The 25026-nt window shown below is 62.7% G+C and carries 20 protein-coding genes and 1 riboswitch; of the genes, 14 read left to right on the plus strand and 6 right to left on the minus strand.

Annotated features, from left to right (window positions below; translation table 11 throughout):
- The first annotated feature begins 14 nt into the window (after positions 1-14).
- The 6 genes from tolB to ftsH all read left to right on the plus strand — a co-directional run bounded on the left by tolB (position 15) and on the right by ftsH (position 7308).
- Positions 15-1286, plus strand: coding sequence for a Tol-Pal system beta propeller repeat protein TolB (tolB, locus tag NKJ20_RS05650; protein ID WP_352743011.1), 1272 nt, complete (start codon positions 15-17; stop codon positions 1284-1286).
- Between the two features lie 74 nt (positions 1287-1360).
- The gene (locus NKJ20_RS05655; RefSeq protein ID WP_023677993.1) at positions 1361-1738 is read left to right on the plus strand and encodes a four helix bundle protein; all 378 of its coding nucleotides are present in this window, start codon (positions 1361-1363) and stop codon (positions 1736-1738) included.
- Positions 1739-1960: 222 nt separating this feature from the next.
- Positions 1961-2467, plus strand: coding sequence for a peptidoglycan-associated lipoprotein Pal (gene pal, locus NKJ20_RS05660; protein WP_023677992.1), 507 nt, complete (start codon positions 1961-1963; stop codon positions 2465-2467).
- 188 nt (positions 2468-2655) lie between these two features.
- Positions 2656-3765 (plus strand): tol-pal system protein YbgF, encoded by a 1110-nt coding sequence (gene ybgF, locus NKJ20_RS05665; RefSeq protein WP_352677940.1) that lies wholly within the window; start codon positions 2656-2658, stop codon positions 3763-3765.
- Between the two features lie 54 nt (positions 3766-3819).
- Positions 3820-5277 carry a tRNA lysidine(34) synthetase TilS gene (gene tilS / locus NKJ20_RS05670; RefSeq protein WP_352742990.1) on the plus strand — a complete coding sequence of 486 codons (1458 nt, stop codon included), beginning with the start codon at positions 3820-3822 and terminating at the stop codon, positions 5275-5277.
- Positions 5278-5382: 105 nt separating this feature from the next.
- Positions 5383-7308, plus strand: a complete 1926-nt coding sequence (gene ftsH, locus NKJ20_RS05675) for an ATP-dependent zinc metalloprotease FtsH (RefSeq protein WP_023677989.1) — start codon at positions 5383-5385, stop codon at positions 7306-7308.
- A gap of 584 nt (positions 7309-7892) precedes the next feature.
- On the opposite strand, the gene NKJ20_RS05680 is transcribed toward ftsH, so the two are convergent.
- On the minus strand, positions 7893-8555 hold the full coding sequence (locus NKJ20_RS05680; protein WP_502894788.1) for a hypothetical protein: 663 nt from the start codon (positions 8553-8555) through the stop codon (positions 7893-7895).
- An 861-nt stretch (positions 8556-9416) separates the two neighbouring features.
- On the opposite strand from NKJ20_RS05680, the gene glmM reads away from it, so the two are divergent.
- From glmM to serA, 5 genes are all read left to right on the plus strand, one after another.
- Positions 9417-10769, plus strand: a complete 1353-nt coding sequence (gene glmM, locus NKJ20_RS05685; protein WP_352742994.1) for a phosphoglucosamine mutase — start codon at positions 9417-9419, stop codon at positions 10767-10769.
- A gap of 226 nt (positions 10770-10995) precedes the next feature.
- Entirely contained in the window at positions 10996-11823 is an 828-nt protein-coding gene (locus NKJ20_RS05690; protein WP_352450820.1) for an outer membrane protein, read from the plus strand.
- A gap of 232 nt (positions 11824-12055) precedes the next feature.
- Positions 12056-12805 (plus strand): outer membrane protein, encoded by a 750-nt coding sequence (locus NKJ20_RS05695; protein ID WP_352742996.1) that lies wholly within the window; start codon positions 12056-12058, stop codon positions 12803-12805.
- A gap of 194 nt (positions 12806-12999) precedes the next feature.
- Positions 13000-14175 carry a phosphoserine transaminase gene (locus NKJ20_RS05700; RefSeq protein ID WP_352742998.1) on the plus strand — a complete coding sequence of 392 codons (1176 nt, stop codon included), beginning with the start codon at positions 13000-13002 and terminating at the stop codon, positions 14173-14175.
- A 183-nt stretch (positions 14176-14358) separates the two neighbouring features.
- Positions 14359-15957, plus strand: a complete 1599-nt coding sequence (gene serA, locus NKJ20_RS05705) for a phosphoglycerate dehydrogenase (RefSeq protein WP_352450817.1) — start codon at positions 14359-14361, stop codon at positions 15955-15957.
- A gap of 59 nt (positions 15958-16016) precedes the next feature.
- Here the strand turns inward: serA and NKJ20_RS05710 are convergent, their stop codons facing one another.
- Positions 16017-16919, minus strand: coding sequence for a DMT family transporter (locus tag NKJ20_RS05710; RefSeq protein WP_352742999.1), 903 nt, complete (start codon positions 16917-16919; stop codon positions 16017-16019).
- Positions 16920-17240: 321 nt separating this feature from the next.
- Here NKJ20_RS05710 and NKJ20_RS05715 point away from each other — a divergent pair, with 321 nt between their 5' ends.
- Both NKJ20_RS05715 and NKJ20_RS05720 read left to right on the plus strand, forming a co-directional pair.
- Positions 17241-18539: an adenylosuccinate synthase gene (locus tag NKJ20_RS05715; protein WP_352450815.1), complete on the plus strand. Its 1299-nt coding sequence runs from the start codon at positions 17241-17243 to the stop codon at positions 18537-18539.
- Positions 18540-18611: 72 nt separating this feature from the next.
- Entirely contained in the window at positions 18612-20291 is a 1680-nt protein-coding gene (locus tag NKJ20_RS05720; RefSeq protein WP_352450814.1) for a hypothetical protein, read from the plus strand.
- Between the two features lie 33 nt (positions 20292-20324).
- On the opposite strand, the gene NKJ20_RS05725 is transcribed toward NKJ20_RS05720, so the two are convergent.
- The 4 genes from NKJ20_RS05725 to NKJ20_RS05740 all read right to left on the minus strand — a co-directional run bounded on the left by NKJ20_RS05725 (position 20325) and on the right by NKJ20_RS05740 (position 23423).
- On the minus strand, positions 20325-20624 hold the full coding sequence (locus NKJ20_RS05725) for a CcdB family protein (protein ID WP_352450813.1): 300 nt from the start codon (positions 20622-20624) through the stop codon (positions 20325-20327).
- Positions 20624-20866, minus strand: coding sequence for a type II toxin-antitoxin system CcdA family antitoxin (locus tag NKJ20_RS05730; RefSeq protein WP_254816484.1), 243 nt, complete (start codon positions 20864-20866; stop codon positions 20624-20626). The genes NKJ20_RS05725 and NKJ20_RS05730 overlap by 1 nt, the downstream gene beginning before the upstream one ends.
- A gap of 76 nt (positions 20867-20942) precedes the next feature.
- A complete protein-coding gene (locus tag NKJ20_RS05735; RefSeq protein WP_352743001.1) occupies positions 20943-22763 on the minus strand; it encodes an ABC-F family ATP-binding cassette domain-containing protein in 1821 nt (606 codons plus the stop codon).
- Between the two features lie 15 nt (positions 22764-22778).
- Positions 22779-23423, minus strand: coding sequence for a thiamine diphosphokinase (locus NKJ20_RS05740; protein WP_352450811.1), 645 nt, complete (start codon positions 23421-23423; stop codon positions 22779-22781).
- Between the two features lie 127 nt (positions 23424-23550).
- A riboswitch (TPP riboswitch) is annotated at positions 23551-23665 on the plus strand.
- A gap of 43 nt (positions 23666-23708) precedes the next feature.
- Here NKJ20_RS05740 and thiB point away from each other — a divergent pair.
- Positions 23709-24722 carry a thiamine ABC transporter substrate binding subunit gene (gene thiB, locus NKJ20_RS05745; protein WP_352471187.1) on the plus strand — a complete coding sequence of 338 codons (1014 nt, stop codon included), beginning with the start codon at positions 23709-23711 and terminating at the stop codon, positions 24720-24722.
- Positions 24723-25026 lie beyond the last annotated feature (304 nt).

The following is a 25026-nucleotide window of genomic DNA, read 5'->3' on the forward strand; positions in this document are numbered from 1 at the left end:
TGACGATCGCAGCGATGGCGCTGGGTATGACTGTTGCTGTCACCCTGCCGGCGCGGGCGCTCGTTGAGCTCAACGTCAATAAGGGCAATGTCGAGCCGTTGCCGATCGCCATCACGGACTTCGAGGGCGGCGATGCGCTCGGCGCCGAGATTTCCGGCATCGTCAGTGCCGACCTGAAACGCTCCGGCCTGTTTGCGCCGATCGACAAAAGCGCTTTCATTGAAAAGATCTCGAACCCGGATGCCACGCCGCGCTTCGAAGACTGGAAGGTGATCAATGCGCAGGCGCTGGTCACCGGCAGTGTCGGCAAGGAGGCTGACGGCCGCATTCGCGCCCAGTACCGGTTGTGGGACACGTTTGCCGGCCAGCAGATGTCGGGCGAGCAGTTCTTCGCCAACGACGCCAATACCAGGCGCGTCGCCCATATCATCGCCGATGCGATCTACGAGCGGCTGACCGGCGAGAAGGGCTATTTCGACACGCGCGTCGTCTTCATCGACGAATCCGGTGCCAAGAATGCGCGCAAGAAGCGGCTTGCCATCATGGACCAGGACGGCGCCAACGTCCGCTATCTGTCGAACGGCAAATCGATCGTGCTGACGCCGCGCTTCTCGCCGAACCGGCAGGAAATCACCTACATGTCCTACGAGAGCGGCCAGCCGCGGGTTTACCTTTTGCAGATCGAGACGGGGCAGCGCGAACTGGTCGGCAATTTCCCCGGCATGACGTTTGCGCCGCGCTTTTCGCCGGACGGCCAGAAGGTAATCATGAGCCTGCTGCGCGATGACGGCAATTCCAACATCTTCGCCATGGATCTGAGAAGTCGCTCGACGACCAGGCTCACCAACTCGACCGCCATCGATACCTCACCGTCCTACTCGCCTGACGGCAGCAAGGTGGTGTTCACCTCGGATCGCGGCGGCCGCGCGCAGATCTATGTGATGGGCGCCGACGGCTCGGGCCAGACCCGCATCTCGTTTGGCGACGGCGTCTATTCGACGCCGGTGTGGTCGCCGCGCGGCGATCTCATCGCCTTCACCAAGCAGACCGGCGGCGAATTCCAGATCGGCGTCATGCGCACCGACGGTTCGGGTGAGCGCATCCTGTCCACCGGCTTTCAGCAGGAAGGGCCGACCTGGGCGCCCAACGGCCGGGTGCTGATGTTCTTCCGCGATTCCAATGGCGGACCAAAACTTGTTTCGGTCGATCTCACCGGCCGCAACGAACAGTCGATCCCGACGGCGAACTTCGCCTCGGATCCGGCCTGGTCGCCGCTGCTGGAGTGATGGAAGAAGAACTGAGGAATTGAAGAACTGAAGAACTGAGGAGTTGAAGAACTGAAGAGTTGAAGAACTGAAGAATGGAGAAGGCAGGGGTCTACATCGAGCACGCGAGGGATTTAGAAGTCTATAAGCGTGCCTATGCGGTTTCCCTTGGGGTACACAGAGCCACGCTTGCTTTTCCGAAAATGGAGCAATACGCGCTCGCCGATCAACTACGTCGTTCCAGCAAGGCGATCTGCGCCAATTTGGCCGAAGGCTTTGCCAAACAGACTCACTCCAAGCCCGAATTCGCACGCTTCATTTCGATGGCCATAGGATCATGCAGTGAGGTGGAGACCTGGATTTCGTATGCGTTCGACCTCGAGTACATCACACAGGCGCAACGCGACGATTGGTTGCAATCCTATGCCCGCATCTACGGAATGCTGGTCAATCTCAGAGAGAAGCTGAGGTGATCTCTTTCCTCAATTCCTCAGTTCTTCAGTTCCTCAATTCCCTCTTTTTCATGTTTTGGCCGCATTTCCGCCTACGGTCCGCGCTCATTGTCGCCCCTCGGCAGAACGGTTGCGGACGGCAGCCGAAAACCAAATTTTAACCGTGTTTCTTGAGCGTCGGTTAACCCAAACGTGGTTACTGGACGATCAATGAAATCACTCGAATTGCGAAGGAGAGGCGGCATGGGCCGTATCGCAGCACTTACCACAAACCCGGTCATGATCGCGCTGGTCGCTATGCTCGCGATCACCGGTTGCGCCTCGAAGAAGACGCCGAACAGCGCCGCCGATCTTGGCCTCAACGGCGCCGGCGCGGCAACGCCAGGGTCGGCCCAGGACTTTACCGTCAATATCGGCGACCGCATCTTCTTCGATACCGATTCGTCCTCGATCCGCGCCGATGCGCAGACGACGCTGTCGCGCCAGGCGCAGTGGCTGAACCAGTACAAGCAGTATGCCATCGTCATCGAAGGCCATGCCGACGAGCGCGGGACGCGCGAATACAATCTGGCGCTCGGCGCCCGCCGTGCTGCCGCCACACGCGACTTCCTGGTCGCCAAGGGTGTTTCGGCGCAGCGCCTGAAGACCATTTCCTACGGCAAGGAGCGTCCGGTCGCGGTTTGCGACGACATCTCCTGCTGGTCGCAGAACCGCCGCGCCGTAACCACGCTGGGCGGCGCCGGTTCTTGATCGGCATAAATGCAACACTTGGTGTGAAAGGCGGCCAAAAGGCCGCCTTTTTCATATCTGCTCGCTCCAAACAAAATTTGGCCGAAGTCTCACGTCCTGTTAAGAGCCGAGAGCGTCTGGCTAGTCCCCAGTTGACTGGTCTACTTCGAATGAGAGGCGCGCAACAATGGTTTCACGGCGAGAGGCACATGCATTTCAGATCGGTCTTGAGCGGCACGCTTGCGCTGCTGCTCGTATCAAGTATCGCGGCACTTGCTGACGGGGCAAACGGCACCGGGCCGTCATCGGAAAGCGGTTTTTCCTTCCACCTGCCGACGATCAAACTGCCCGGCATTTTCGGCGAAAAGAAAAAGCCGGATCAGGTTCAATTCGCGCAACAGGATGGCACCGGCACTCCGGCGCTGGAGGAACAGCTCCGGCAGATGAATGGCAAGATCGAGGAACTCAATTTCCAGGTCCTGCAGATGCAGGAGCAGATCCGCAAGCAGCAGGAAGACAACGAATTCCGCTTCCAGCAGTTGGAAGGCGGTCCGCAAGGCGCGCAGCAGCCGGCCGAGCAGAAGAAGTCCGAGGCGGCGCCTAGCAGCGACAGCCCCAACGGCGACAGTAACGTGGCGGAGGCGCCGGGGACGCCGGCTCCGGCCGATGCGGGCAAGGCCGCAGACGGCGACAAGAGCGTCGAGGACGTCATCGTCGAATCGCCCAACGGCGATCCCGGCAAGCTGATCCCCGGCGCGCCGCCCAAGACGTTCGGCACCATCACCGTCGACAAAAACGGCAATGTCGTCGAAGCCGACGGCAATGCCCAAGCGAATGCGCCGCAGCAGAATACGGCCCCAGCCAACGGCGCCAGCGCAGCCGGCAACAAGGCCGGTAAATCCGATGATACGGTGGTCGCGGCACTCCCGTCGACCAACGATCCGGAAGAGCTTTACCGCAATTCTTACCAGTTCATCCTGTCGGGCGACTACAGCACCGCCGAACAGGGCTTCCGCGACCATATCGCCCGTTTTCCCAAGGACGCCAAAGCGGCGGACGCGCATTACTGGCTTGGTGAATCGCTGCTCGGCCAGCAGAAATACCGCGATGCGGCCGAGACTTTCCTCGCTGCCAGCAAGGACTATCCCAAGGCCAAGAAAGCGCCAGACATGCTGCTGAAGCTCGGCGTTTCACTTGTCGGGCTGAAGCAGCGCGACGTGGCCTGTGCCACCTTCAGCGAGATCGGCAAGCGCTACCCCGATATTTCCGGCGCGCTCAAGGAGCGGGTCAAGCAGGAAAGGGCGCTCGCGGCGTGCTAGTTTTTCTGTTGCATGTCGTAGCCCCAAAACCGGGTCCACTTTTGGACGACATGCATGACGCTCGACACCGAGCCTGACCTTTCGGATTTTTCGCAGATCGACTTTTCCAACGGCGCTGTTGCGGCCGTGTCCGGCGGCAGCGACTCGACCGCCCTTCTCCTCCTCCTCAAAGCCCATCTCGACCGTAACGCCCCGGCAACGAAATTGCTGGCGGTAACGATCGATCATCAATTGCGGCCGCAAGCGGCAGCGGAAGCGCAAGCCGTGGCCAGGCTGTGCGCGGCGCGCGGCATTGCCCATCGCGTCCTCGCCTGGTCGGGGCACAAACCATCGACCGGCCTGCCTGCCGCCGCGCGCGAGGCGCGCTATCGGCTGCTCGCCGAGGCCGCCGAAGCGGCAGGCATCGGCCTGATCCTGACCGGCCACACCGCCGACGACCAGGCCGAGACCGTGCTGATGCGGCAAGCACGTGACGAGTGGGCGCGTGACGAGCGGCCAAGTGATGGAGGGCCAAGTGATGCAGGGCAAAGCGACGATGGATCGCGCGACGAAGGGCGGGGCCTTGCCGGCATGGCGCCGGCAACCCTCTACGAGTGGCGGCACTGGATCGTGCGGCCGCTGCTCGGCATAAGGCGTGCTCAGCTGCGCGAATTCCTGCGGCGTGAACAGGTTGCCTGGATCGATGATCCGACCAATGCCGATACCGCTTTCGAGCGGCCGCGCGTCCGCGCAGCACTTGCCGAAGGCGATGGTGCGCCTCGCGTGGCTGAAGCGATAGCGCTGGCCAGAAAGGCGGCGGTCGAGCGTGAGCAGCTGGGACATCGCGCGGCCATGCTGATCCGCAGCTTGGCCTCCAGGCCGGCCGCCGGCCTCGTCCGCCTCGATCAGGATTTTGCGACGGCCGCCGACAGCCGGGCGGCCATTTATGCGCTGCGCATCCTGCTGGCGGCGACCGGCGGCACCGCCTTCCTTCCCGACCAGGCCCGCAGCGAAGCCCTTTTCGGCCGGTTCCGCACCGGGCCGCTTTGTGCCACATTGTCGCGGACCGTGATCGATGCCCGGCGTACGGGCATCTTTCTGCACCGCGAATTGCGGGATCTGCCGCCCGCTGTTGCGGTTTCCGGCAATGCGCTTTGGGACTGCCGCAGACGGATCACATTGGGCGACAGTTCAGGTGCATTGTTGATCGCGCCGCTGTTGGTAGCACCGCTCGGGGCGGCTCTTGCCGCAAAGCGGGCAATTGAAGGGCATGGCACGCCGGCAAGCCTTGTACGTGCCGCCTTGGCCGCCGAGCCGGCGCTCTGGCGGGACGGCGAATGCCTTGGTTTGCTCGGGGAAGGCCCGATGCCGGCGGCTGTCGCCGCATATCCGGCAGTCGCGCCCTTCGCCCGTTTCCTGCCGTCCTTCGATCTGGCGCCGGCCGATGCCGTCGCCGCCTTGCTTGGCGCGGCGCCGGTTCCAGCCTCGCCATTCGGTGGCCACAGTGCCGGCCTACCACGGGCAAATGCTTAACCGAGACCTGCTGTTATGCTTGGCAAGGGGGAACGCTCTCCCTATGTTAGGGCCAAGTTTCCTCTCACGACGCGTGTCCGCCCAGCGGCGCCAACGGGACAATTGATGAATCCGAATTATCGCAACCTCGCGCTCTGGGCGATCATAGCGGTCCTGCTCATCGCTCTCTTCAATCTTTTCCAGACGCCGCAGACGCGTGGAGCCTCGAGCGATGTTCCCTATTCGCAGTTCCTGCAGGAAGTCGCGGCGGGACGGATCAAGTCGGTGACCATCGCCGGCGCCCGTATCTCCGGCAACTACACTGACAGTTCCAACGGCTTCCAGACCTATTCGCCTGGGGATCCGTCGCTGGTTTCGCGGCTGCAGGACAAGAACGTCACCATCAATGCGCGTCCTGAATCCGACGGCTCCAATTCGCTGTTCGGCACCCTGATCTCCTGGCTGCCGATGATCCTCATCCTCGGCGTCTGGATATTCTTCATGCGCCAGATGCAGTCCGGTTCCGGCCGCGCCATGGGCTTCGGCAAGTCGAAGGCCAAGCTTTTGACCGAAGCACATGGCCGCGTCACCTTCCAGGACGTCGCCGGCGTCGACGAAGCCAAGGAAGATCTGGAAGAGATCGTCGAATTCCTGCGCGACCCGCAGAAATTCCAGCGGCTCGGCGGCAAGATCCCGCGCGGCGTGCTGCTCGTCGGTCCTCCCGGAACCGGCAAGACGCTGCTCGCCCGCTCGGTCGCGGGTGAAGCCAACGTGCCGTTCTTCACCATTTCGGGCTCGGACTTCGTCGAGATGTTCGTCGGCGTCGGCGCAAGCCGCGTCCGCGACATGTTCGACCAGGCCAAGAAGAACGCGCCTTGCATCATCTTCATCGACGAAATCGACGCGGTCGGCCGCCATCGCGGCGCCGGCCTCGGCGGCGGCAATGATGAACGCGAGCAGACGCTGAACCAGCTGCTGGTCGAGATGGATGGCTTCGAATCCAACGAAAGCATCATCCTGATCGCCGCCACCAATCGGCCAGACGTGCTCGATCCGGCGCTGCTGAGGCCGGGCCGCTTCGACCGCCAGGTGGTGGTGCCGAACCCCGATATCGTCGGCCGCGAGAAGATCCTGAAAGTGCATGTGCGCAACGTGCCGCTGGCGCCCAATGTCGACCTCAAGGTGATCGCGCGCGGCACGCCGGGCTTTTCCGGCGCCGACCTGATGAACCTGGTCAACGAATCCGCCCTGATGGCGGCGCGGCGCAACAAGCGCCTCGTCACCATGGCCGAATTCGAGGACGCCAAGGACAAGATCATGATGGGCGCCGAGCGCCGCTCGTCGGCGATGACACAGGCCGAGAAGGAGCTGACCGCCTATCACGAGGCCGGTCATGCCATCCTAGCGCTCAACGTGCCGTCGGCCGATCCGCTGCACAAGGCGACCATCATCCCGCGCGGCCGGGCACTCGGCATGGTCATGCAGCTGCCGGAAGGCGACCGCTATTCGATGAGCTACAAATACATGATCTCGCGCCTCGCCATCATGATGGGCGGCCGTGTCGCCGAGGAGTTCAAATTCGGCAAGGAGAACATCACCTCCGGCGCCTCCTCCGATATCGAGCAGGCGACCAAGCTGGCGCGTGCCATGGTGACGCGCTGGGGCTTCTCGGACAAGCTCGGCCATGTCGCCTATGGCGACAACCAGGAGGAGGTGTTCCTCGGCCATTCGGTGGCGCGCACGCAGAACATCTCGGAAGAGACGGCGCAGATCATCGACGCCGAAGTGCGCCGGCTGATCGACGAGGCCTATTCGACGGCAAGGTCCATCCTGACCAAGAAAAAGAAGGAATGGATCGCGCTGGCGCAGGGCCTTCTCGAATACGAGACGCTGTCCGGCGAGGAGATCAAGCAGCTGATCGCCGGCAATAAGCCCGCGCGCGACCTTGGCGACGATACGCCGCCGAGCCGCGGCTCGGCCGTGCCGAAGTCCGGCCGCCGCAAGAAAGGCCCCGAGCCCGAAGGCGGCATGGAACCCCAGCCATCAAGCTAGGCTCCGGTCCAGGACAGATCGACTTCGAAACGCCGCGGCTCTAACCGCGGCGTTTTCTCTTGGGGAATGCGACCCTTCCTGCATCGCTGGAAATTGGCGAAAGTGACGATGACGGCCAATCTCCCCCTCGTGGGGGAGATGTCCGGCAGGACAGAGAGGGCGCGAAGGAATGGGGCCTTCTATCGTCCTCGTTGACGATTTCGGGAAGATCGACAAAGCGCGCCGGAGAATGAAGCTCGCATTTTTTTGCCGGTGGCGCCACATTTTGTTCTTGCTTTGTGCCGGCAGCTATGCTATTAATTTGGGTATAGTGCCAATTGGCGCTGACGACCCGCCCGCTGAGGCGGGGTTTTTTATTTCAGGCTCCTTTTCGACCAAGCGTCGCGCGTGCTGGCGACCATCGATGTCGGCGGGACAGTCCCCTGGACAGTGCCCTCTGTCCTGCCGGACATCTCCCCCACGAGGGCCGATTGGCAGCGGCGCCGCTTGCGCGCGGATGGCGCTCTTCGCACGTGTTCGGCAGCAACAAAAAAGCCCGCGAACCTTGCGGCTCGCGGGCTCATGTCGTCGGATGGTGGCGCCGGTCAGCTCTTCAGCTTGGCGTTGCAGAGGCTGTAGAAGCCGCCGCCTTTCTGGATCCACCTGAGGCCGCCCAGCGTGTTGGCGTCCTTGTTGGCGTAGTAGAGGTCGAGGCAGGTGTGCATGCGGCCCTTGGCCGGGGTCTCGGTTGCATACTTCTTGGAGATCGCCGTCGGGAATTTCACGCCCTGGGGGGCGGTGATGGTCGGCGGTTGCGGATCGCCGGTGTACTTGGCGTCGGGAGCCGGCAGGGTGTCGTCGTCGGCTGCGCCGGCGCCGCATTGGCTCTTGCGGAAGTCGTTCCACTTCATGCCATTCAGCGTGTTGCCGGCCTTGGCAGCCTGATATTTGGCGCTGCAATCCGCCATGCTGAGGCCTTTGCCGGTATCGGTCGCGGCGGCTGTCGTCGCCTTGGCAGGTGCCGCGGCAGGCTGTGCGGCTGCAGTTCCGCCGGCGGCGCATTCACTCTTGCGGAAGTCGTTCCATTTCATGCCGTTGAGCGTGCCGGCAGCCTTGGCGGCCTGGTATTTGGTGCTGCATTCCTTGGCCGTCAGCCCAGGCGCTGCGTCATCGCTGCTGGCCGCCGCTGCTTTGGTCTTGGCGGCGGGTTGTGCGGCTGCCGTCGCGCCGGCGGCGCACTGGGTCTTGCGGAAATCGTTCCACTTCATGCCGTTGAGCGTGCCGGCAGCCTTGGCGGCCTGGTATTTGGTGCTGCACTCCTTCGCCGTCAGGCCCGGCGCCGCATCGTCGGCGGCGGCTGCCTTGGTCGTGTCGGCAGCCTTGGCCGTGGCTTTGGCTGGCGCGGGTTCGGTTGTAGCGGCGGAAGCATCGGTGCCGCATTGGGCCTTGCGGAACTGGTTCCAGTTCTGCCCGCCAAGCGTTCCCGCGTCCTTGGCCGTGTTATACTTGGTGCTGCACTCGGCCATGGTCAGCGCGCTGGCAGGCGCCGCCAGGAATAAAGTCGCGACGGCAAGACCCGTCAAAGTGGCAAGTCGGTGGATGAGCATGCGTTTTCTCCCTGCGGCGGTTCATGATATGTCCCAGTGCAGCAATAGCGCTCAACGGCTGGTTGCGCCAGATGCTAAGTAGCGTAGAGACAAATTTAGAAGTGCATTCTTTTCTTTAAGGTGATGAATTCGTTGCCGGGACCGTCTCCCCGCCAAGTTCGTCCGGGTGCATTGCACGGAGCGCGCGCCTATGGCTGGTTCCCAGCGAGGACACTGCGTCGAATGACAGCCAGTCAAATCGGCGGCTGCGGCGGACCTGAGCCACCGCTGTCTGGAGCAGCACGATGCGGATTCGGGTTCAAGGCCACACTGCCACAGCCCAAAGGATCCAGATGAGGTTTGAGTTGATGTTTCTGATGCTGCTGCCGCAACAAGGGCTCGGAACTTGAAAATCAACACACTAGCGTGACGTACAACAATTTTCTAAGGATTGGTCGTCCATAATCATACAATGTGATGACGGGGCTTGGGCCATTTTATGGCATGAGATGCTCGGAAAGAACCATCGGGAAGCTGGCGAACATGGCAGGACATTATTTCGGTACGGACGGCATTCGTGGGCGCGCCAACACGTTTCCAATGACGGCGGAGGTCGCCATGCGGGTCGGCATGGCCGCCGGCCTCTCGTTCCAGCGCGGCAGCCACCGCCACCGCGTCGTGCTCGGCAAGGATACCAGGCTTTCCGGCTACATGATCGAGAACGCGATGGTATCCGGCCTGTGCGCCGCCGGCATGGATGTCTTCCTGCTCGGCCCGATTCCGACGCCGGCTGTTGCCATGCTGGTGCGCTCGCTGCGCGCCGATATCGGCGTGATGATCTCTGCCTCGCACAACCCCTATTACGACAACGGCATCAAGCTGTTCGGTCCCGACGGCTACAAGCTGTCCGATGAGATCGAGGAGCGTATCGAGGGGATGCTCGACAAGGATATCGAACTGGCGCTCGCCGATTCCGATGGGCTCGGCCGCGCCAAACGCGTCGACGGCGTGCATGACCGCTATATCGAATTCGCCAAGCGCACGCTGCCGCGCTCGATGTCGCTGTCGGGCCTGCGCATCGTCGTCGATTGCGCCAATGGCGCCGCCTACAAGGTGGCGCCCGACGCGCTGTGGGAACTCGGCGCCGAGGTCGTTGCCATCAATGTCGAGCCCAACGGCTTCAACATCAACAAGGAATGCGGCTCGACTCATCCGGCCGGCCTGCAAAAGAAGGTGCACGAGGTGCGCGCCGATATCGGCATTGCGCTCGACGGCGATGCCGACCGCGTCGTTATCGTCGATGAAAACGGCGCGATCGTCGATGGCGACCAGATCATGGCACTGATCGCCGAATCCTGGCACCAGAGCGGACGGCTGGCCGGCGGCGGCGTCGTCTCGACGGTGATGTCCAATCTCGGCCTCGAACGCTTCCTCGGCGACATGAACCTGCAGTTGCATCGCACCAAGGTCGGTGACCGCTATGTCGTCGAGCACATGCGTGCCCATGGGCTCAATGTCGGCGGCGAACAGTCGGGCCACATCGTGCTGTCCGATTTCTCGACTACCGGCGACGGGCTCGTCTCGGCGCTCCAGGTGCTCGCCTGCATCAAGCGCCATAACCGGCCGGTCAGCGAACTGTCGAAGAAATTCGAGCCGGTGCCGCAGCTTTTGAAGAATGTGCATATTTCCGGCGGCAAGCCGCTGGAGGAGGCGCCGGTCAAGGCGGCGATCGAAGATGCGCGCAATCGCCTCGGCAAGGCCGGGCGCCTGGTCATCCGGCCATCCGGCACGGAGCCGCTCATCCGCGTCATGGCGGAGGGCGACGACCCGCAGCTTGTCGAGTCCGTGGTCAACGACATCGTCGAGGTCATTTCGGAAACGCGCAGCGCCGCCTGATCTCCCTCCAACATCGGTTCAAAAGCCCGCCTTGCCGGCGGGCATTTTATTGAGTCGCGGCCAGCTCCGCCTGCAGCAACGGCCGCCAGATTGCTCCACTTTTAGTGATTCGTGGTTAATCAATACGGTTAAACGCCTTTTAACCTTTCCGATTCATTATCCACAACTGAGGTCAATCACATTTCGGGCGCGTTCGCCGTTCGAGGGTTCTCAGGGGTGATAAAGCATGTTCAACACAGCAAGAATGGCTCTCCTGGCCGCGCTGTTTGCCGGCGCCGGGCCGGCATTCGCCGCCGATTTCGTCGAGCCGCCCGTCGTCGAGGAGGCGCCGCCACCGATCGCCTACGAGCAGCCGGCCGACTTTGGCGGCTGGTATATCCGTGGCGACATCGACTATCACTGGTCGAAGTTTCGCGGCGCCGACTATATCACCTACGGACCGCCTCCCGGAACCGGCACTTTTGACAGCGGCAAGCTGAAGAGTGCTTTCTCGGCCGGTGCCGGCGTTGGCTATCAAATCGACCGGCACTTCCGCACCGACTTGACCGCGGACTGGATGAGCAAATCCACCTTCCGCGGCTCGACCAGCGGCATCTGCCTTGATGGAGATCCGTGTACTTCGGTCGACACCTCGTCCTATACCGCGCTGCTGCTGCTCGCCAACGCCTATGTCGATATCGGCACATGGCACGGTATCACGCCCTATGTCGGCGCCGGCATCGGCGGCGCCTGGGTTAAGTGGGATACACTCCACAACAGCGATGAAGACGGTGAATTCTTCCACCACGGCGGCAAGGGCTGGCGTTTTGCCTATGCTGCCATGGTTGGCGCATCCTACTGTTTGACCGATCGCGTCAAACTCGACGTCGGCTACCGCTACAGCCATATAAACGGTGGGAAGATGTTCGACTTCGGCAGCGGCGTCGGCCCCGGCTATGACAATGGCATCAATGTTCATGAGGTGCGCGGCGGCCTGCGCTACCAGTTCGGCAGATCGGACTGCGTTGAACCGGAACCTTATGTTCCGGAACCCGAGCCCGTCTACACCAAGTAGTCGCTTCGAAATCGAGGAATTCGTTGACCGCCCGGCTGATGCCGGGCGGTTTCGTTTGGCTGCCTAAACATGCTGCGGCGCTCTGCAACACCGTCCGGCTCGAGGAGCGAAGGCGGATCAAATCAATTGCTAACGCCTTGTTATCCTTAACCCGCACTTAACCACTATGGTTAACAATGCTGTCTGAAACGGCGCGCGATCGCGAATGCGCCAAGTTCGGGAGCCGAGGACCATGACATTCAAATCGCCTGTAGCACTGGCGCTTGCAGCAGTCGTCCTGGTGCCGCTGACGCCGGCGCTTGGCGCCGATTACGAACCGCCGGTCTATGTCGACCAGGCGCCCGACTATGTACCGGTCGAGGTTGGCTCGGGATGGTATCTGCGTGGCGATGTCTCCTATCTGGTGCAGAAGAGCTTCAAGGATGAGCATTTCGCCTTCACACCCGCGAGCTTCGACGAAAAGGAAGATCCCATCTTTGCCAGCATTGGCTTCGGCTACCATTTCAACGACTATCTGCGCGCCGATCTCAATGTCGGCTATCTTCCCGGCAACAAGATCGACGTCGGCTATAACGACGGAACGACCGTGGCATCGGCGACCCTGAAGAACTATGCCTTCTCAGGCATACTCAACGGCTATGTCGACCTTGGCACCTATGTCGGAATCACACCTTATCTCGGCGCCGGTGTCGGTGTCGTGCAGAGCAAGCGTCGCCTGTCGGCGAGCTACTTCACCGACAACGCCGACCCCACCGACGATTTCGTCCGGCGTGACAACAAGACCCAGTACTCCTTCGCCTACACGCTGAATGCCGGGCTTGCGTACCAAGTGTCCAAGAACGTCTCAGTCGATCTGGGCTATCAGTATTTTTCCGCGCCAGACGCCGAATATGTGACTGCCGAGAGTCTGACTTCTTTTCCGATCCGCAAAGGGATCAACAATCATCAAGTCAAAGTCGGACTACGCTACGATCTCTGGTAGGCACGATTCAACCCGACGCATTGCAGCGGCGGGTCTTTGGCCCGCCGTTTGCGTTATGGCATTTTCGCCAAAGGCGGCCAGTATCCCGACAGCGACAAAAACTTTCCCCTTGACGCCGAAAGCCTGAACGCATATCGCCATCCGTGGGCCACCCCTCCCCAACGAGGGGCCACTATCTGGAAGGATAGACCACGATGACCACGCATACGAAGCCCGGATTCCGTCCGGCAAATCCCAATTTTTCCTCAGGTCCCTGTGCAAAACGCCCCGGCTGGTCGGTCGAGGCGCTCAAAAATGCCGCGCTCGGGCGCTCGCACCGCGCCAAGATCGGCAAGACCAAGCTCGAACAAGCGATCGAGCTGACCCGGGAAATCCTCCAGGTTCCGGCGGACTACCGCATCGGCATCGTGCCGGCCTCGGATACCGGCGCGGTCGAAATGGCGCTGTGGTCGCTGCTCGGCGAACGCGGCGTCGACATGGTCGCCTGGGAGAGCTTCGGCTCCGGCTGGGTCACCGATGTGGTCAAGCAGCTGAGGCTCGCCGATGTTCGCAGGTTAGAGGCGGACTACGGCGCACTGCCGGACCTGACCAAAATCGACTTCGACCGCGACGTGGTCTTCACCTGGAACGGCACCACGTCGGGTGTGCGCGTGCCGAACGGCGATTTCATCCCGGCCACCCGCAAGGGCCTGACCATCTGCGACGCGACTTCGGCGGCCTTTGCGCAACAGCTCGATTTTCAGAAACTCGACGTCGTCACCTTCTCCTGGCAGAAGGTGCTGGGCGGTGAGGGCGCGCACGGCATGCTGATCCTCAGCCCGCGCGCCGTCGAACGCCTGGAAAGCTACAAGCCGGCCTGGCCACTGCCGAAGATCTTCCGTCTCACCTCGGGGGGCAAGCTGATCGAAGGCATCTTCAAGGGCGAGACGATCAACACGCCGTCGATGCTGTGCGTCGAAGACTATCTCGACGCGCTGCGTTGGGCGAAGTCGATCGGCGGCCTCGACGCGCTGGTCACCAGAGCGGATGCCAATGCCGCTGTTCTCGATCGCTTTGTCGGAAAATCTTCCTGGCTCGGCCATCTTGCCGTAGACCCGGCGACGCGTTCGAACACATCGGTCTGCCTTTCCTTCACCGACCGGCAAGTCGCTGCACTCGACGCCGATGGACAGGCTGCGTTCGCCAAGGCAATTGTCTCGGTGCTCGACAAGGAAGGCGTCGCCTACGACATCGGCGCCTACCGCGATGCACCGCCCGGCCTGCGCATCTGGTGCGGCGCGACAGTCGAGACCTCCGATCTCGAAGCGCTGCTGCCCTGGCTCGACTGGGCCTTTGCTGCGCAAAAGGCGTCGCTCAAAGCGGCGGCCTGACTCCCTCCCCCTCGAGGGGAGGGTGGCCCGAAGGGCCAGGTGGGGTCGCCTCCACCCGCTCAACGATCCGCCATCCAGAAAGAAAAAGATTTGGCCGCATCCGGCCGCAACGACCCCACCCCGGCGCTTCGCGCCGACCCTCCCCTCAAGGGGGAGGGACGCCAATCGCAAAGGACCAAGCCAATGCCCCGCGTTCTCGTCTCAGACAAACTTTCCACCACCGCCGTGCAGATCTTCAGGGATCGCGGCATCGAGGTCGACTATTTGCCGGATCTCGGCAAGGACAAGGAAAAACTGCTCGAAGTGATCGGCCAGTATGATGGGCTGGCCATCCGCTCGGCGACAAAGGTCACGGAGAAGCTGATCAATGCCGCGACCAGGCTGAAGGTCGTGGGCCGCGCCGGCATCGGCGTCGACAATGTCGACATCCCGGCGGCGAGCCGCAAGGGCATCATCGTGATGAACACGCCCTTCGGCAATTCGATCACCACCGCCGAGCATGCCGTCGCCATGATCTTCGCGCTGGCCCGCCAGATACCGGAGGCCAACGCCTCGACCCACGCCGGCAAATGGGAAAAGAACCGCTTCATGGGTGTCGAGATCACCGGCAAGACGCTGGGCATCATCGGCTGCGGCAATATCGGTTCGATCGTCGCTACGCGCGGCGTCGGCCTGAAGATGCATGTCATCGCCTTCGATCCATTCCTGTCGGACAGCCGCGCCGAGGAGCTCGGCGTCGAAAAGGTCGAGCTCGACGAGCTGTTCGCCCGCGCCGACTTCATCACGCTGCACACGCCGCTTACCGACAAGACGCGCAACATCATCGACGCCGCGGCGATCGCCAAGATGAAGACCGGCGTGCGTATCATCAACTGCGCCCGTGGCGGGCTGATCGTCGAGGCCGACCTGATCGCGGCGCTGAAGAGCGGCAAGGTGGCCGGCGCCGGCATCGACGTGTTCGAGGTCGAACCGGCGGACAACAACGCACTGTTCGGCATGGAGAATGTCGTGGCGACGCCGCATCTCGGCGCGTCGACCACCGAAGCGCAGGAGAATGTCGCCCTGCATGTCGCCGAGCAGATGTCCGACTATTTGATCAAGGGCGCCGTTTCCAACGCCATCAACATGCCGTCGATCACCGCCGAAGAGGCGCCGCGGCTGAAACCTTTCGTCAAGCTTGCCGAAGTGCTCGGCGCCTTTGTCGGACAGGTCACCGAGGATCCGATCAAGGAGGTCGAGATACTGTTCGACGGCTCGACCGCGACGATGAACACGCGCGCGCTGATCAGTGCCACCCTTGCCGGGCTGATCCGGCCGCAGGTCTCCGACGTCAACATGGTGTCGGCGCCGATCATGGTGAAGGAGCGCGGCATTATCGTCGCCGAGGTCAAGCGTGACAAGTCGGGCGTGTTCGACGGCTATATCAAGCTGACGGTCAAGACCGAGCACAGGACGCGCTCGATCGCCGGCACCTGTTTTTCGGACGGCAAGCCGCGCTTCATCCAGATCAAGGGCATCAATCTCGACGCAGAGGTCGGCCAGCACATGCTCTACACGACCAATGCCGACGCGCCCGGCATCATCGGCCTGCTCGGCACGGTGTGCGGCGAGAACGGCGTCAACATCGCCAACTTCCAGCTCGGCCGCAACCGGCCGGGCGGCGATGCCATCGCATTGCTCTATCTCGATGCGCCGTTCCCGGAAAACGTGTTGGCGCAGGTGCGCTCGCACAAATCGATCGACTCCGCCAAGCGGCTGCATTTCGATGTGGGGATAGCCTGAAATTCGGCCGCCCCGTGTGCAGCAGCACGCGGGGCGGCGGAACGTCGCGGCAAGCGACTTCATTCAGCAGCGGATGCCGCCATCTTCCGTCCGCTGTATTCGGCGAGGCTGATGCCACCGAGCACCAGCGCGAGAGCCAGCGCCTGATAGAGCTGGAATGTCTCACCGACAATCAGCACCGATAGCAGCGTACCGAAGATCGGCACCAGATTGATGAACAGGCCGGCCCGGTTGGCGCCGATCAGCTCGTTGCCCCTGATATAGAAGATCTGCGAGATGACCGAAGCACCGATGGCGGTATAGAACGCGACCGCCCAGCCGCGGGCATCGGGGACGATGACCTGGCCGGCGGCAATCTCCCACAGGAAGAAAGGCAGCGATGTGACGAGTGCGGCAACCGACAGCGCCAGCATCAGGCTCTGCCAGCGGATGACCGGCTTCAGCCGCAACCCCACCGAATAGAAGGAGTAGCAAAGCACGGCGACCAGCATGATCGCGTCGCCAAAGTTGAGATCCAGCTTGAGAAGCTGGCGCAGGTCGCCATGGCTCGCCGTCACCGCGACGCCAATGATGGTCAGCACGACGCCAGCCATCTGCACCCGGTTCACCCGCAGACGAAACAGCACGAAATTGGCGATGATGATCACGATCGGTATCGCCGCCTGCTCGATCGAGACGTTGATCGCCGTCGTGTAGTTGAGCGCCGTGTAGAAGATCGCATTGAAAAAGGCGAAGCCGCAAGCGCCGAGCCCGCCAAGCAGCAACCAGTGCCTGCGCACCACCGGCCAGTCTTGGCGTAGCGTTCCCCAGCCGATCGGCAGCAGGATCAGAACCGCCAGCAGCCAACGCAGGAAGACCAGCGTCATCGGCGAGATATGACCGACCGCCAGCTTTCCCGCCACGGAGTTGCCGCCCCACAGCAAGGTGGTGCACAGCAGGAACAGATAGGCGGCTCGATGCATCGTGAACTCCCGGCCAGGCAGAGGGAATTTGACGGTCGGTGTGGGCCTATTGCGACCGCCAGCCCAAGTAAATGATGTCAAAGACGAAAATTGTTGTGCCTCGGAGCGTTTTGGGCGGCAAAGAGTGGTCGCGCTCGCCGGGTCTTGACGCTATAGAGCGACGTGCGTGCAATTGGACGCTACAAAGTACGCGTCGGAAGGCTTTAATCTCGCGTCGTGCTTTTCCGAAAATCGATTCCGATTTTGGGGGCCGATGCGATAGAGGCCTATCGTTTCGAATTGTTTCAAGCTGCTCGTGCGGCGTCTCAAGGGAAAAGAAATATGGCCAATGTGGTGGTCGTCGGCTCGCAATGGGGCGATGAGGGCAAAGGCAAGATCGTAGACTGGCTGTCGGAGCGCGCCGATGTTGTCGTGCGCTTCCAGGGCGGCCACAATGCCGGCCACACGCTGGTCGTCGACGGCAAGGTCTACAAGCTGTCGCTGCTGCCGTCCGGCGTGGTGCGGCAAGGCAAGCTTTCCATCATCGGCAATGGCGTCGTCTTCGATCCGCACGCTTTCGTCGCGGAGGTTGCGAAATTGAAGGCGCAGGGCATCGAGGTGACGCCAGACCGCCTGAAAATAGCCGAAAACACCGCGCTTATCCTGTCCTTGCACCGGGAGCTGGACGGATTTCGCGAGGACGCCGCTTCCAATTCCGGAACGAAGATCGGCACGACCCGTCGCGGCATCGGTCCCGCCTATGAAGACAAGGTGGGCCGGCGCGCGGTCAGGGTGATGGATTTGGCGGATTTGGAAACGCTGCCCTTGAAGGTCGACAGGCTGCTGACGCACCACAATGCGCTGCGGCGCGGGCTCGGCCATGCCGAGGTCACGCATGAGGCGATCATGAGCGAGCTGATCTCGGTGGCCGACGAGATCCTGCCCTATATGGACCGCGTCTGGAAAATCCTCGACGACAAGCGCCGCGCCGGCGAGCGCATCCTGTTCGAGGGCGCGCAAGGCACGTTGCTCGACATCGACCACGGCACCTATCCGTTCGTCACCTCGTCCAATACGGTTGCCGGTCAGGCCGCCGCCGGGTCGGGTGTCGGGCCGGGCGCCATCGGCTATGTGCTCGGCATCACCAAGGCCTATACGACGCGCGTCGGCGAAGGCCCGTTTCCAACCGAACAGAAGAACGAGATCGGCGAGTTCCTGGGCACGCGCGGCCATGAATTCGGCGTCGTCACCGGCCGCAAGCGGCGCTGCGGCTGGTTCGATGCCGTGCTGGTCCGCCAGGCCGTCGCCGTCAACGGCATCAAGGGCATTGCGCTGACCAAGCTCGATGTGCTCGATGGGCTGGACGAGATCAAGGTCTGTACCGGCTACCGACTCGACGGCGAGGCGATCGATTACCTGCCGGCCAGCCAGGGTGCGCAGGCCCGCGTCGAACCGGTCTACGAGACGCTGGAGGGGTGGAAAGGCACCACTGCCGGCGCGCGCAGCTGGAACGACCTGCCGGCCCAGGCGGTGAAGTACGTCCGCTACATCGAAGAGCTGATCGGCGCGCCGGTCGCACTCCTTTCCACCAGCCCTGAACGGGACGACACGATACTTGTGACCGATCCGTTTCAAGACTAGTTTCTCAGCCTTCCGGGCATTGCGGCTGATTTGCGGGGGCCGGCCCAGAAACAAATGCAGGTCGACTGACGTATGGTAGATTTTGTTCCTATTCTGAAAAAGGCGCTCGATAAACTCGGTGAGCCGTCGGCGGAAGTGCGCGCCAGGGTCTATGACAGGGCCCGTTCGTCAATCGCGAAACAACTGGCAGAGAAGGCCACGATGACGCCTTCCGATGTCGACCGGCAGATGCGTGCACTGGAAGACGCCATCGCCAAAGTCGAGCGGGACTATGCCAAGCCTGCGCCGCCACCCGACCCGCTGGCGGAACTGGAGGACATCTTCTCCTCCATCGACCGCAACAAGAACCAGTCCAGCCATATCCGACAGCCAGCAAAGACGGAGCCGGCATGGCAGCCGGCCAAGACCGAGCCGGCAAAGACCGGGCCAGCCTGGCAGCCCACGCCCGCCAAGCCGGCGCCGAACTGGCAAAAGCCGCAGCCCGTCGCTCTTTCTCAGGAGCGCGCTGGTCCGCCGCCGTCCGATATGGATCTTCCGACGGCTGACGGCCAAGACGGCGTTTTTCGGGGCGACGACTTTTCCAACGACGGCGGCCCCGCGGAGGACACGTTCCAGCGGCTCCATCCTGCCGAGCGCAGGCGCAGCTATGGCGGTCTGATCGCCGCCGCCATTGCCTTGCTTGTCATTGCCGGTGGTGGCTATGGCATCTGGCTGAACAAGGATGCGTTCGGCAGCATGCTCGGCCTCGACTCGACCAAAGCCGTCGCCACCGAACCGCTGGTAAAACCAGCCCCGGCCAAGCCGGAGGCCGATGCGGCCGTACCGGCCGCCGCGCCTCCGACGGAGGCCGGCGAGGGCGCGAAGTTCACGCAGCGCCTGACGCCCGAGGGCCACGAAGTCGATCCCGGCCCCGCGGCCGGGCAGGCGGGCATCGGCGAAGGCGAATCCGTCGCCGCACTGACCACGCCGCCATCGGCCGCACAGGCGCCGACCACCCCGGCACCCGCCGCGCCGGCACCGGCCGCACCCGCCGACAAGCAAGCCACGGCCAATGCTCCAGCAGTCGATGGGTCCGCTGCACCAACTCCCGCGACGCCGCCCGCCAACGGGGCAGCAGCGCCGGCCGATGCTGCAGCGGCCGCCCCGCCGCCCGCACCGGCAGCGGCACCAACGGCAGTTCCGCCGCAAGCCACGTTGGCCGTCGGCCAGAAGGCGATCTTCTACGAGGAGCGCACCAGCACCGCTCAAGGCTCGGCCGAGCCCGGCAACATCGTCTGGTCGCTAGTGCAGGAATCGCCCGGCGGCGACTTGCCGCCCGAGCCGGCGATCCGCGCCGAGGCGACCATTCCAGGCAAGGATATCCAGTTGCGCATGACGATCCGTCGCAACACCGACCAGACGCTGCCGGCCAGCCATATCATCGAGATGATCTTCCTGACGCCTGACGGCTTCGAGGGCGGCGGCGTCGACAACATCCTGCGTGTCGCCATGAAGGGCTCCGAGCAGGATGCCGGAAGCCCGCTGATCGGCATCCCGGCCAAGATCGCCGACGGTTTCTTCCTGGTTGCGCTCAACGATACCAAGGCGGATGAAGACGCCAATCTGACCTTGCTCAGAGGCCAGGACTGGATCGACGTGCCGGTCGTCTACAAGACCGGGCGGCGGGCGCTGCTCACCATGGAAAAGGGCATTCCAGGCGAGAAGGTGTTCGACGAGGCGCTGAAGGCCTGGCAGACTAAGACGGCGGGGTGAAGACGGTCCGCCACCCCGAAGCTCCCCAGCAGTTCAGAAGCCCTGGAACAGCATATCGAGCGCGGCCACGATCTCGTCGTGATGCCTCGTCAGATTCAGTCGGCTCTCGCCCAGTTCCGTCGCCGCAACCGTGGCGATCAAATGGGTGGCCATGACCAATTTCCGACCATTGATCTCGAAAATCGGGTGGAGCTTTCGCATTGGTGATGGCGCCATCGCAGCCGGCAGAAGCGGGACGACCACCCGGGTCTTGAAATGGTCTAGCAGATCGGCCTGGACGTCGAGGAGATAGCCGCCTTCGATGCTACCCGCGAAGACGTCGTAGCGCGCCATCAGAATTGCCGATGTTCTGCCAGCGGAATACCGTGTTTTTCGACATATTCGTTCCACGCATCTATCGTCGCGCGGTTCTCAAGCTTCCACAGCCGCGTCTTTTCGGCGGCCACGGCCTCGGCGATGCCGGCTTCAGCGGCGCGCGAGACATTCACATCGAGCCCCTTGGCTTCCTTCATGAGCTTTGAGTCGATCGACAGATTTGCCGGCTGGCGAACCGCATTCACAGCAATTTTGCGCATGATCACCTCCACAGTATGCGCATAACATATGCGCATTCCTCTCTAGTCGCAATGACAAGGTGCTTGAACTCGCGAATTACCCCTCCATCTCCTCGCGCAGCATTTCCAGTTCCAGCCATTCCTCCTCGAGCGCTGCCAGTGTGACGCGCTCCTTGTCGAGCGCGGCAATCGTCTTCTGGAACGAGGCCGGGTCACGCTCGTAATAGGCCGGATCGGCGATGTTGTTCTCCAGCCGCGAGATCGAGGCCGACACCGCCTCGATCTTCTTGGGCAGCGATTCCAGCGCGAATTTCTGCTTGAACGACAGTTTCTTGGCCGGGCCCTTCGGTGCGGCCGCTTCGTTCCTGCTTGCCGCCGTCGCTTCACCGGCTTCTGCTTTTGGCCGCGCCCTGCGGTCGTCCAGCCTGGTGCCGCCGCGCTGCGCCAGCATGTCGGAATAGCCGCCGGCATATTCGATCCAGCGGCCGTCACCATCCGGCGCGATAATGCTGGTCACGGTGCGGTCGAGGAAATCGCGATCGTGGCTGACCAGGATCACCGTGCCGGCAAAGCCGGCGACCAGTTCCTGCAGCAGCTCCAGCGTCTCCATGTCAAGATCGTTGGTCGGCTCGTCGAGCACAAGCAGGTTTGCCGGCCGCGCCAAAACGCGGGCGAGGATCAGCCGTGCCCGCTCGCCGCCTGAAAGCTCGCGCACCGGCGTGCGCGCCTGTTCCGGCTTGAACAGGAAGTCTTTCATGTAAGAGACGACGTGGCGCTGCTCGCCATTGATGACGAGGTTCTCGCCGCGCCCGTCGGTGAGATACTGCGCCAATGTCTCCTGCGGGTCGACGGCTTCGCGCTTCTGGTCGAGCGTGGCGATCTCCAGATTTGTGCCGAGCCGCACCGTGCCCGCGTCCGGCTTCAATTCGCCGGTCAGCATCTTCAACAGCGTCGTCTTGCCGGCGCCGTTCGGCCCGACCAGACCGACGCGATCGCCGCGCTGGATGCGGGTCGAGAATCCCTTGACCACGGTCAGATCGCCAAAGCTCTTCTCGATGTTCTTGGCTTCGATCACCAGCTTGCCGGATTCGGCGGCGTCGCTGGCTGTCATCGTCGCCGCACCCTCGGCGCCGCGATGACCACGAAAGCGCTGGCGCATGGTCTGCAACTCACCGAGCCGGCGCATGTTGCGCTTGCGCCGCGCTGTCACCCCATAGCGCAGCCAGTGCTCCTCGCGGACGATCTGGCGACCGAGCTTGTGCTGCTCGCGCTCTTCCTCCTCCAGCACCGTGTCGCGCCATTCCTCGAAATAGCCAAAGCCCTTGTCGAGACGGCGGGTCTGGCCGCGGTCGAGCCAGATTGTGGCGCGTGACACGCGCTCGAGAAAACGGCGGTCATGCGAGATGACGACCAATGCCGAGGAGGTGCGGGCAAGCTCCTCCTCCAGCCATTCGATGACCGAAAGGTCAAGATGATTGGTCGGCTCATCGAGGAGGAGAATGTCGGGCTCCGGCGCCATGACGCGGGCGAGGGCGGCGCGCCGCGCCTCGCCGCCGGAGAGGTCGTTCGGCCGTTCCTCGCCGGATAGGCCGAGATGCTCCATCAGGTAGGTGGCGCGGTAGGGATCGTCGGCCGGCCCGAGCCCCGCCTCGACATAGGCGCGGACAGTCGCAAAGCCGTCCATGTCGGGCATTTGCGGCAAGTAGCGCACGGTCGCCGATGGCTGGCGGAAGACTTCGCCGTCCTGCGGTTCGATCAGCCCGGCGGCGATCTTGAGGAGCGTCGACTTGCCAGAGCCGTTGCGGCCGACCAGGGCGATCTTGTCGCCAACTGAGGCTGTCAGGGCGGCATCGTCTAGCAGCGGCGTGCCGCCAAAGGTCAGCTTTATTCCGTCGAGATTGAGAAGCGGCGGCGCCATGTCAGCTTTCTGGGCTCAGCTTTCCGGAAGAGGATAGGGATGCGCGAGCAGCAGCGCGCGGCCGCTGGCCAGCGCGATTTCCAACCGGCCCCTGACCTCGTTGGAAATGGTCAGCGACGAGCCGAACGCAACCTCGACATGGTCGAGCGGCCATTTGGCGCCGGTGACTGTCAGGCCGGCGAGATCCGAAAAGCCGAGCACCGAAAACAGCGTGCCGTCGGCATAGTCGAAGTCAGTCTTTCCCGGCAGCAAGGGAATGCCTTCCTGTGCGCCGCTGGTCAAAAGCACTTCCGTCCCGCCTTCCGCCAGCCGGACGCTCAGCGCCAGATGCAGGAAGATGTGGTCGGTACGTTTGCCGCCGAAGGCGCCTGCGAGCACAAGGCTGGTCGCACCACGTTCGAGTGCGGCGGCGATAGCGAGTTCACCGTCGGTCTTGTCTTTTTCGGCGGGAAACACCTGCCGTGGCACGGCGGCCAGATCCTCCGGCAACTCGGCAGGCACCGAATCGAAATCGCCGACCCAGAGTTCCGGCCTCAGGCCCAGCATGCGGGCATGGCCGATGCCGGCATCGGCGGCGATGACACGCGAGCCTTCGACCTGGCGGTCGAGCAGCGGCGTGCGGATGAGATCGCCGCCAAGCAGGATGGTGAATGTGCTCATATCTCGTGGCCCTTACCAGCCCTGCCCCGGAAACGGAAGATGAAACGGCAGACGAAACGGAAGGCTGGGCTTTGGATGCCCGGCAAACTTCCGCTTGCGCAGCACTTCCGCCGGGCCTATGTGTTGCAACGCTCTAACGGGGTGCCGGACGCGATTTTCGCGGACCGGCTGAGAGGCAAGACTGCCAACCCGCTGAACCTGATCCGGTTTGTACCGGCGGAGGGATTAGACGTTTCGGACAGCCCGACGCCTCAATTCCTTTCAACGCGAACGAAGGAGGCGCCGATGCGCAGTTTTTTCCACTCTCTTGTCTCAATTGTCCTGCTTGCGGCATCCGCGCTCGCCTTGCCAGGGCAGGCATCGGCACAGGATAGGCTGACGGTCTATACCTATGAAAGCTTCACCGCCGATTGGGGTCCGGGACCGGCGGTGAAGAAGGCCTTCGAGGCCGAATGCAGTTGCGTCGTCGAATTCGTCTCGGTCGCCGACGGCGTGGCGCTGCTCAACCGTGTGAAGCTGGAAGGCGCCGCGACCAAGGCCGATATCGTACTTGGCCTCGATACCAATTTGACGGCGGATGCCAAGGCAACCGGCCTGTTTTCGCCGCATGGCGCAATATCGGGCGTCAGTGTGCCGGGCGGCTGGAGCGACGATATTTTTGTGCCGTTCGACTATGGCTATTTCGCCATCGTCTACGATACCGAAAAACTGAAGAGCCCGCCGAAGAGCCTCAGGGAATTGGTCGAGGGCGATGCCGGAGAGAAGATCGTCATCCAGGATCCGCGCACCTCGACGCCGGGCCTTGGCCTGCTGCTGTGGGTCAAGTCGGTCTATGGCGACAAGGCGCCGGAAGCCTGGGCCAAACTCAAGGCGAAGGTGCTGACGGTAACGCCGGGCTGGAGCGAGGCCTACGGCCTGTTCACCAAGGGCGAGGCGCCGATGGTGCTGTCCTACACCACCTCGCCGGCCTACCACATGGTCGCCGAAAACACCGAGCGCTACCAGGCGGCGTCCTTCGAGGAGGGCGAATATCTGCAGATCGAGGTTGCGGGGATCACCACCAAGGGTGCGAAGAACCCGCTGGCAGAAAAGTTCATTGCCTTCATGACCGGACCGAAATTCCAGGATGTCATTCCCGAAACCAACTGGATGTTCCCGGCCGGCAAAACCGACAAGCCGCTCAACCCGGCGTTCGACAAGCTGGTCAAGCCGACCAAGACCTTGCTGTTCAGCCCGGAAGACGTCGCGGCCAACCGCAAGGCCTGGGTCGATGAGTGGCTTGCGGCGATGAGCAAGTAGGGCTCAAGCCTCGTCGGATGTTTGCGCCAAGCCACCCCCCTCTGGCCTGCCGGCCATCTCCCCCTCAAGGGGGGAGATCGGTAGCTTCGCCGGTAGCGCCTCTCTTTCAACATTCGCGATTGGCGAAACGATACGTGACATTCAATCTCCCCCCCTCTCGTGGCAGGGGAATCGCATATGGCGATTTTGGGGTTGAGTTTAGGCTGAGAAAGGATTCTTTGGAGAGGCAGTTGAGCGAAGGAGCGACTGCCATTTCCTGCCTTGAGAGCTACTTTGGCGCGGTGCCTGATCCACGCGCGCCCAA

This window comes from Mesorhizobium sp. M0185, assembly GCF_040322175.1.
In the GTDB taxonomy this organism is placed as follows: Bacteria; Pseudomonadota; Alphaproteobacteria; order Rhizobiales; family Rhizobiaceae; genus Mesorhizobium.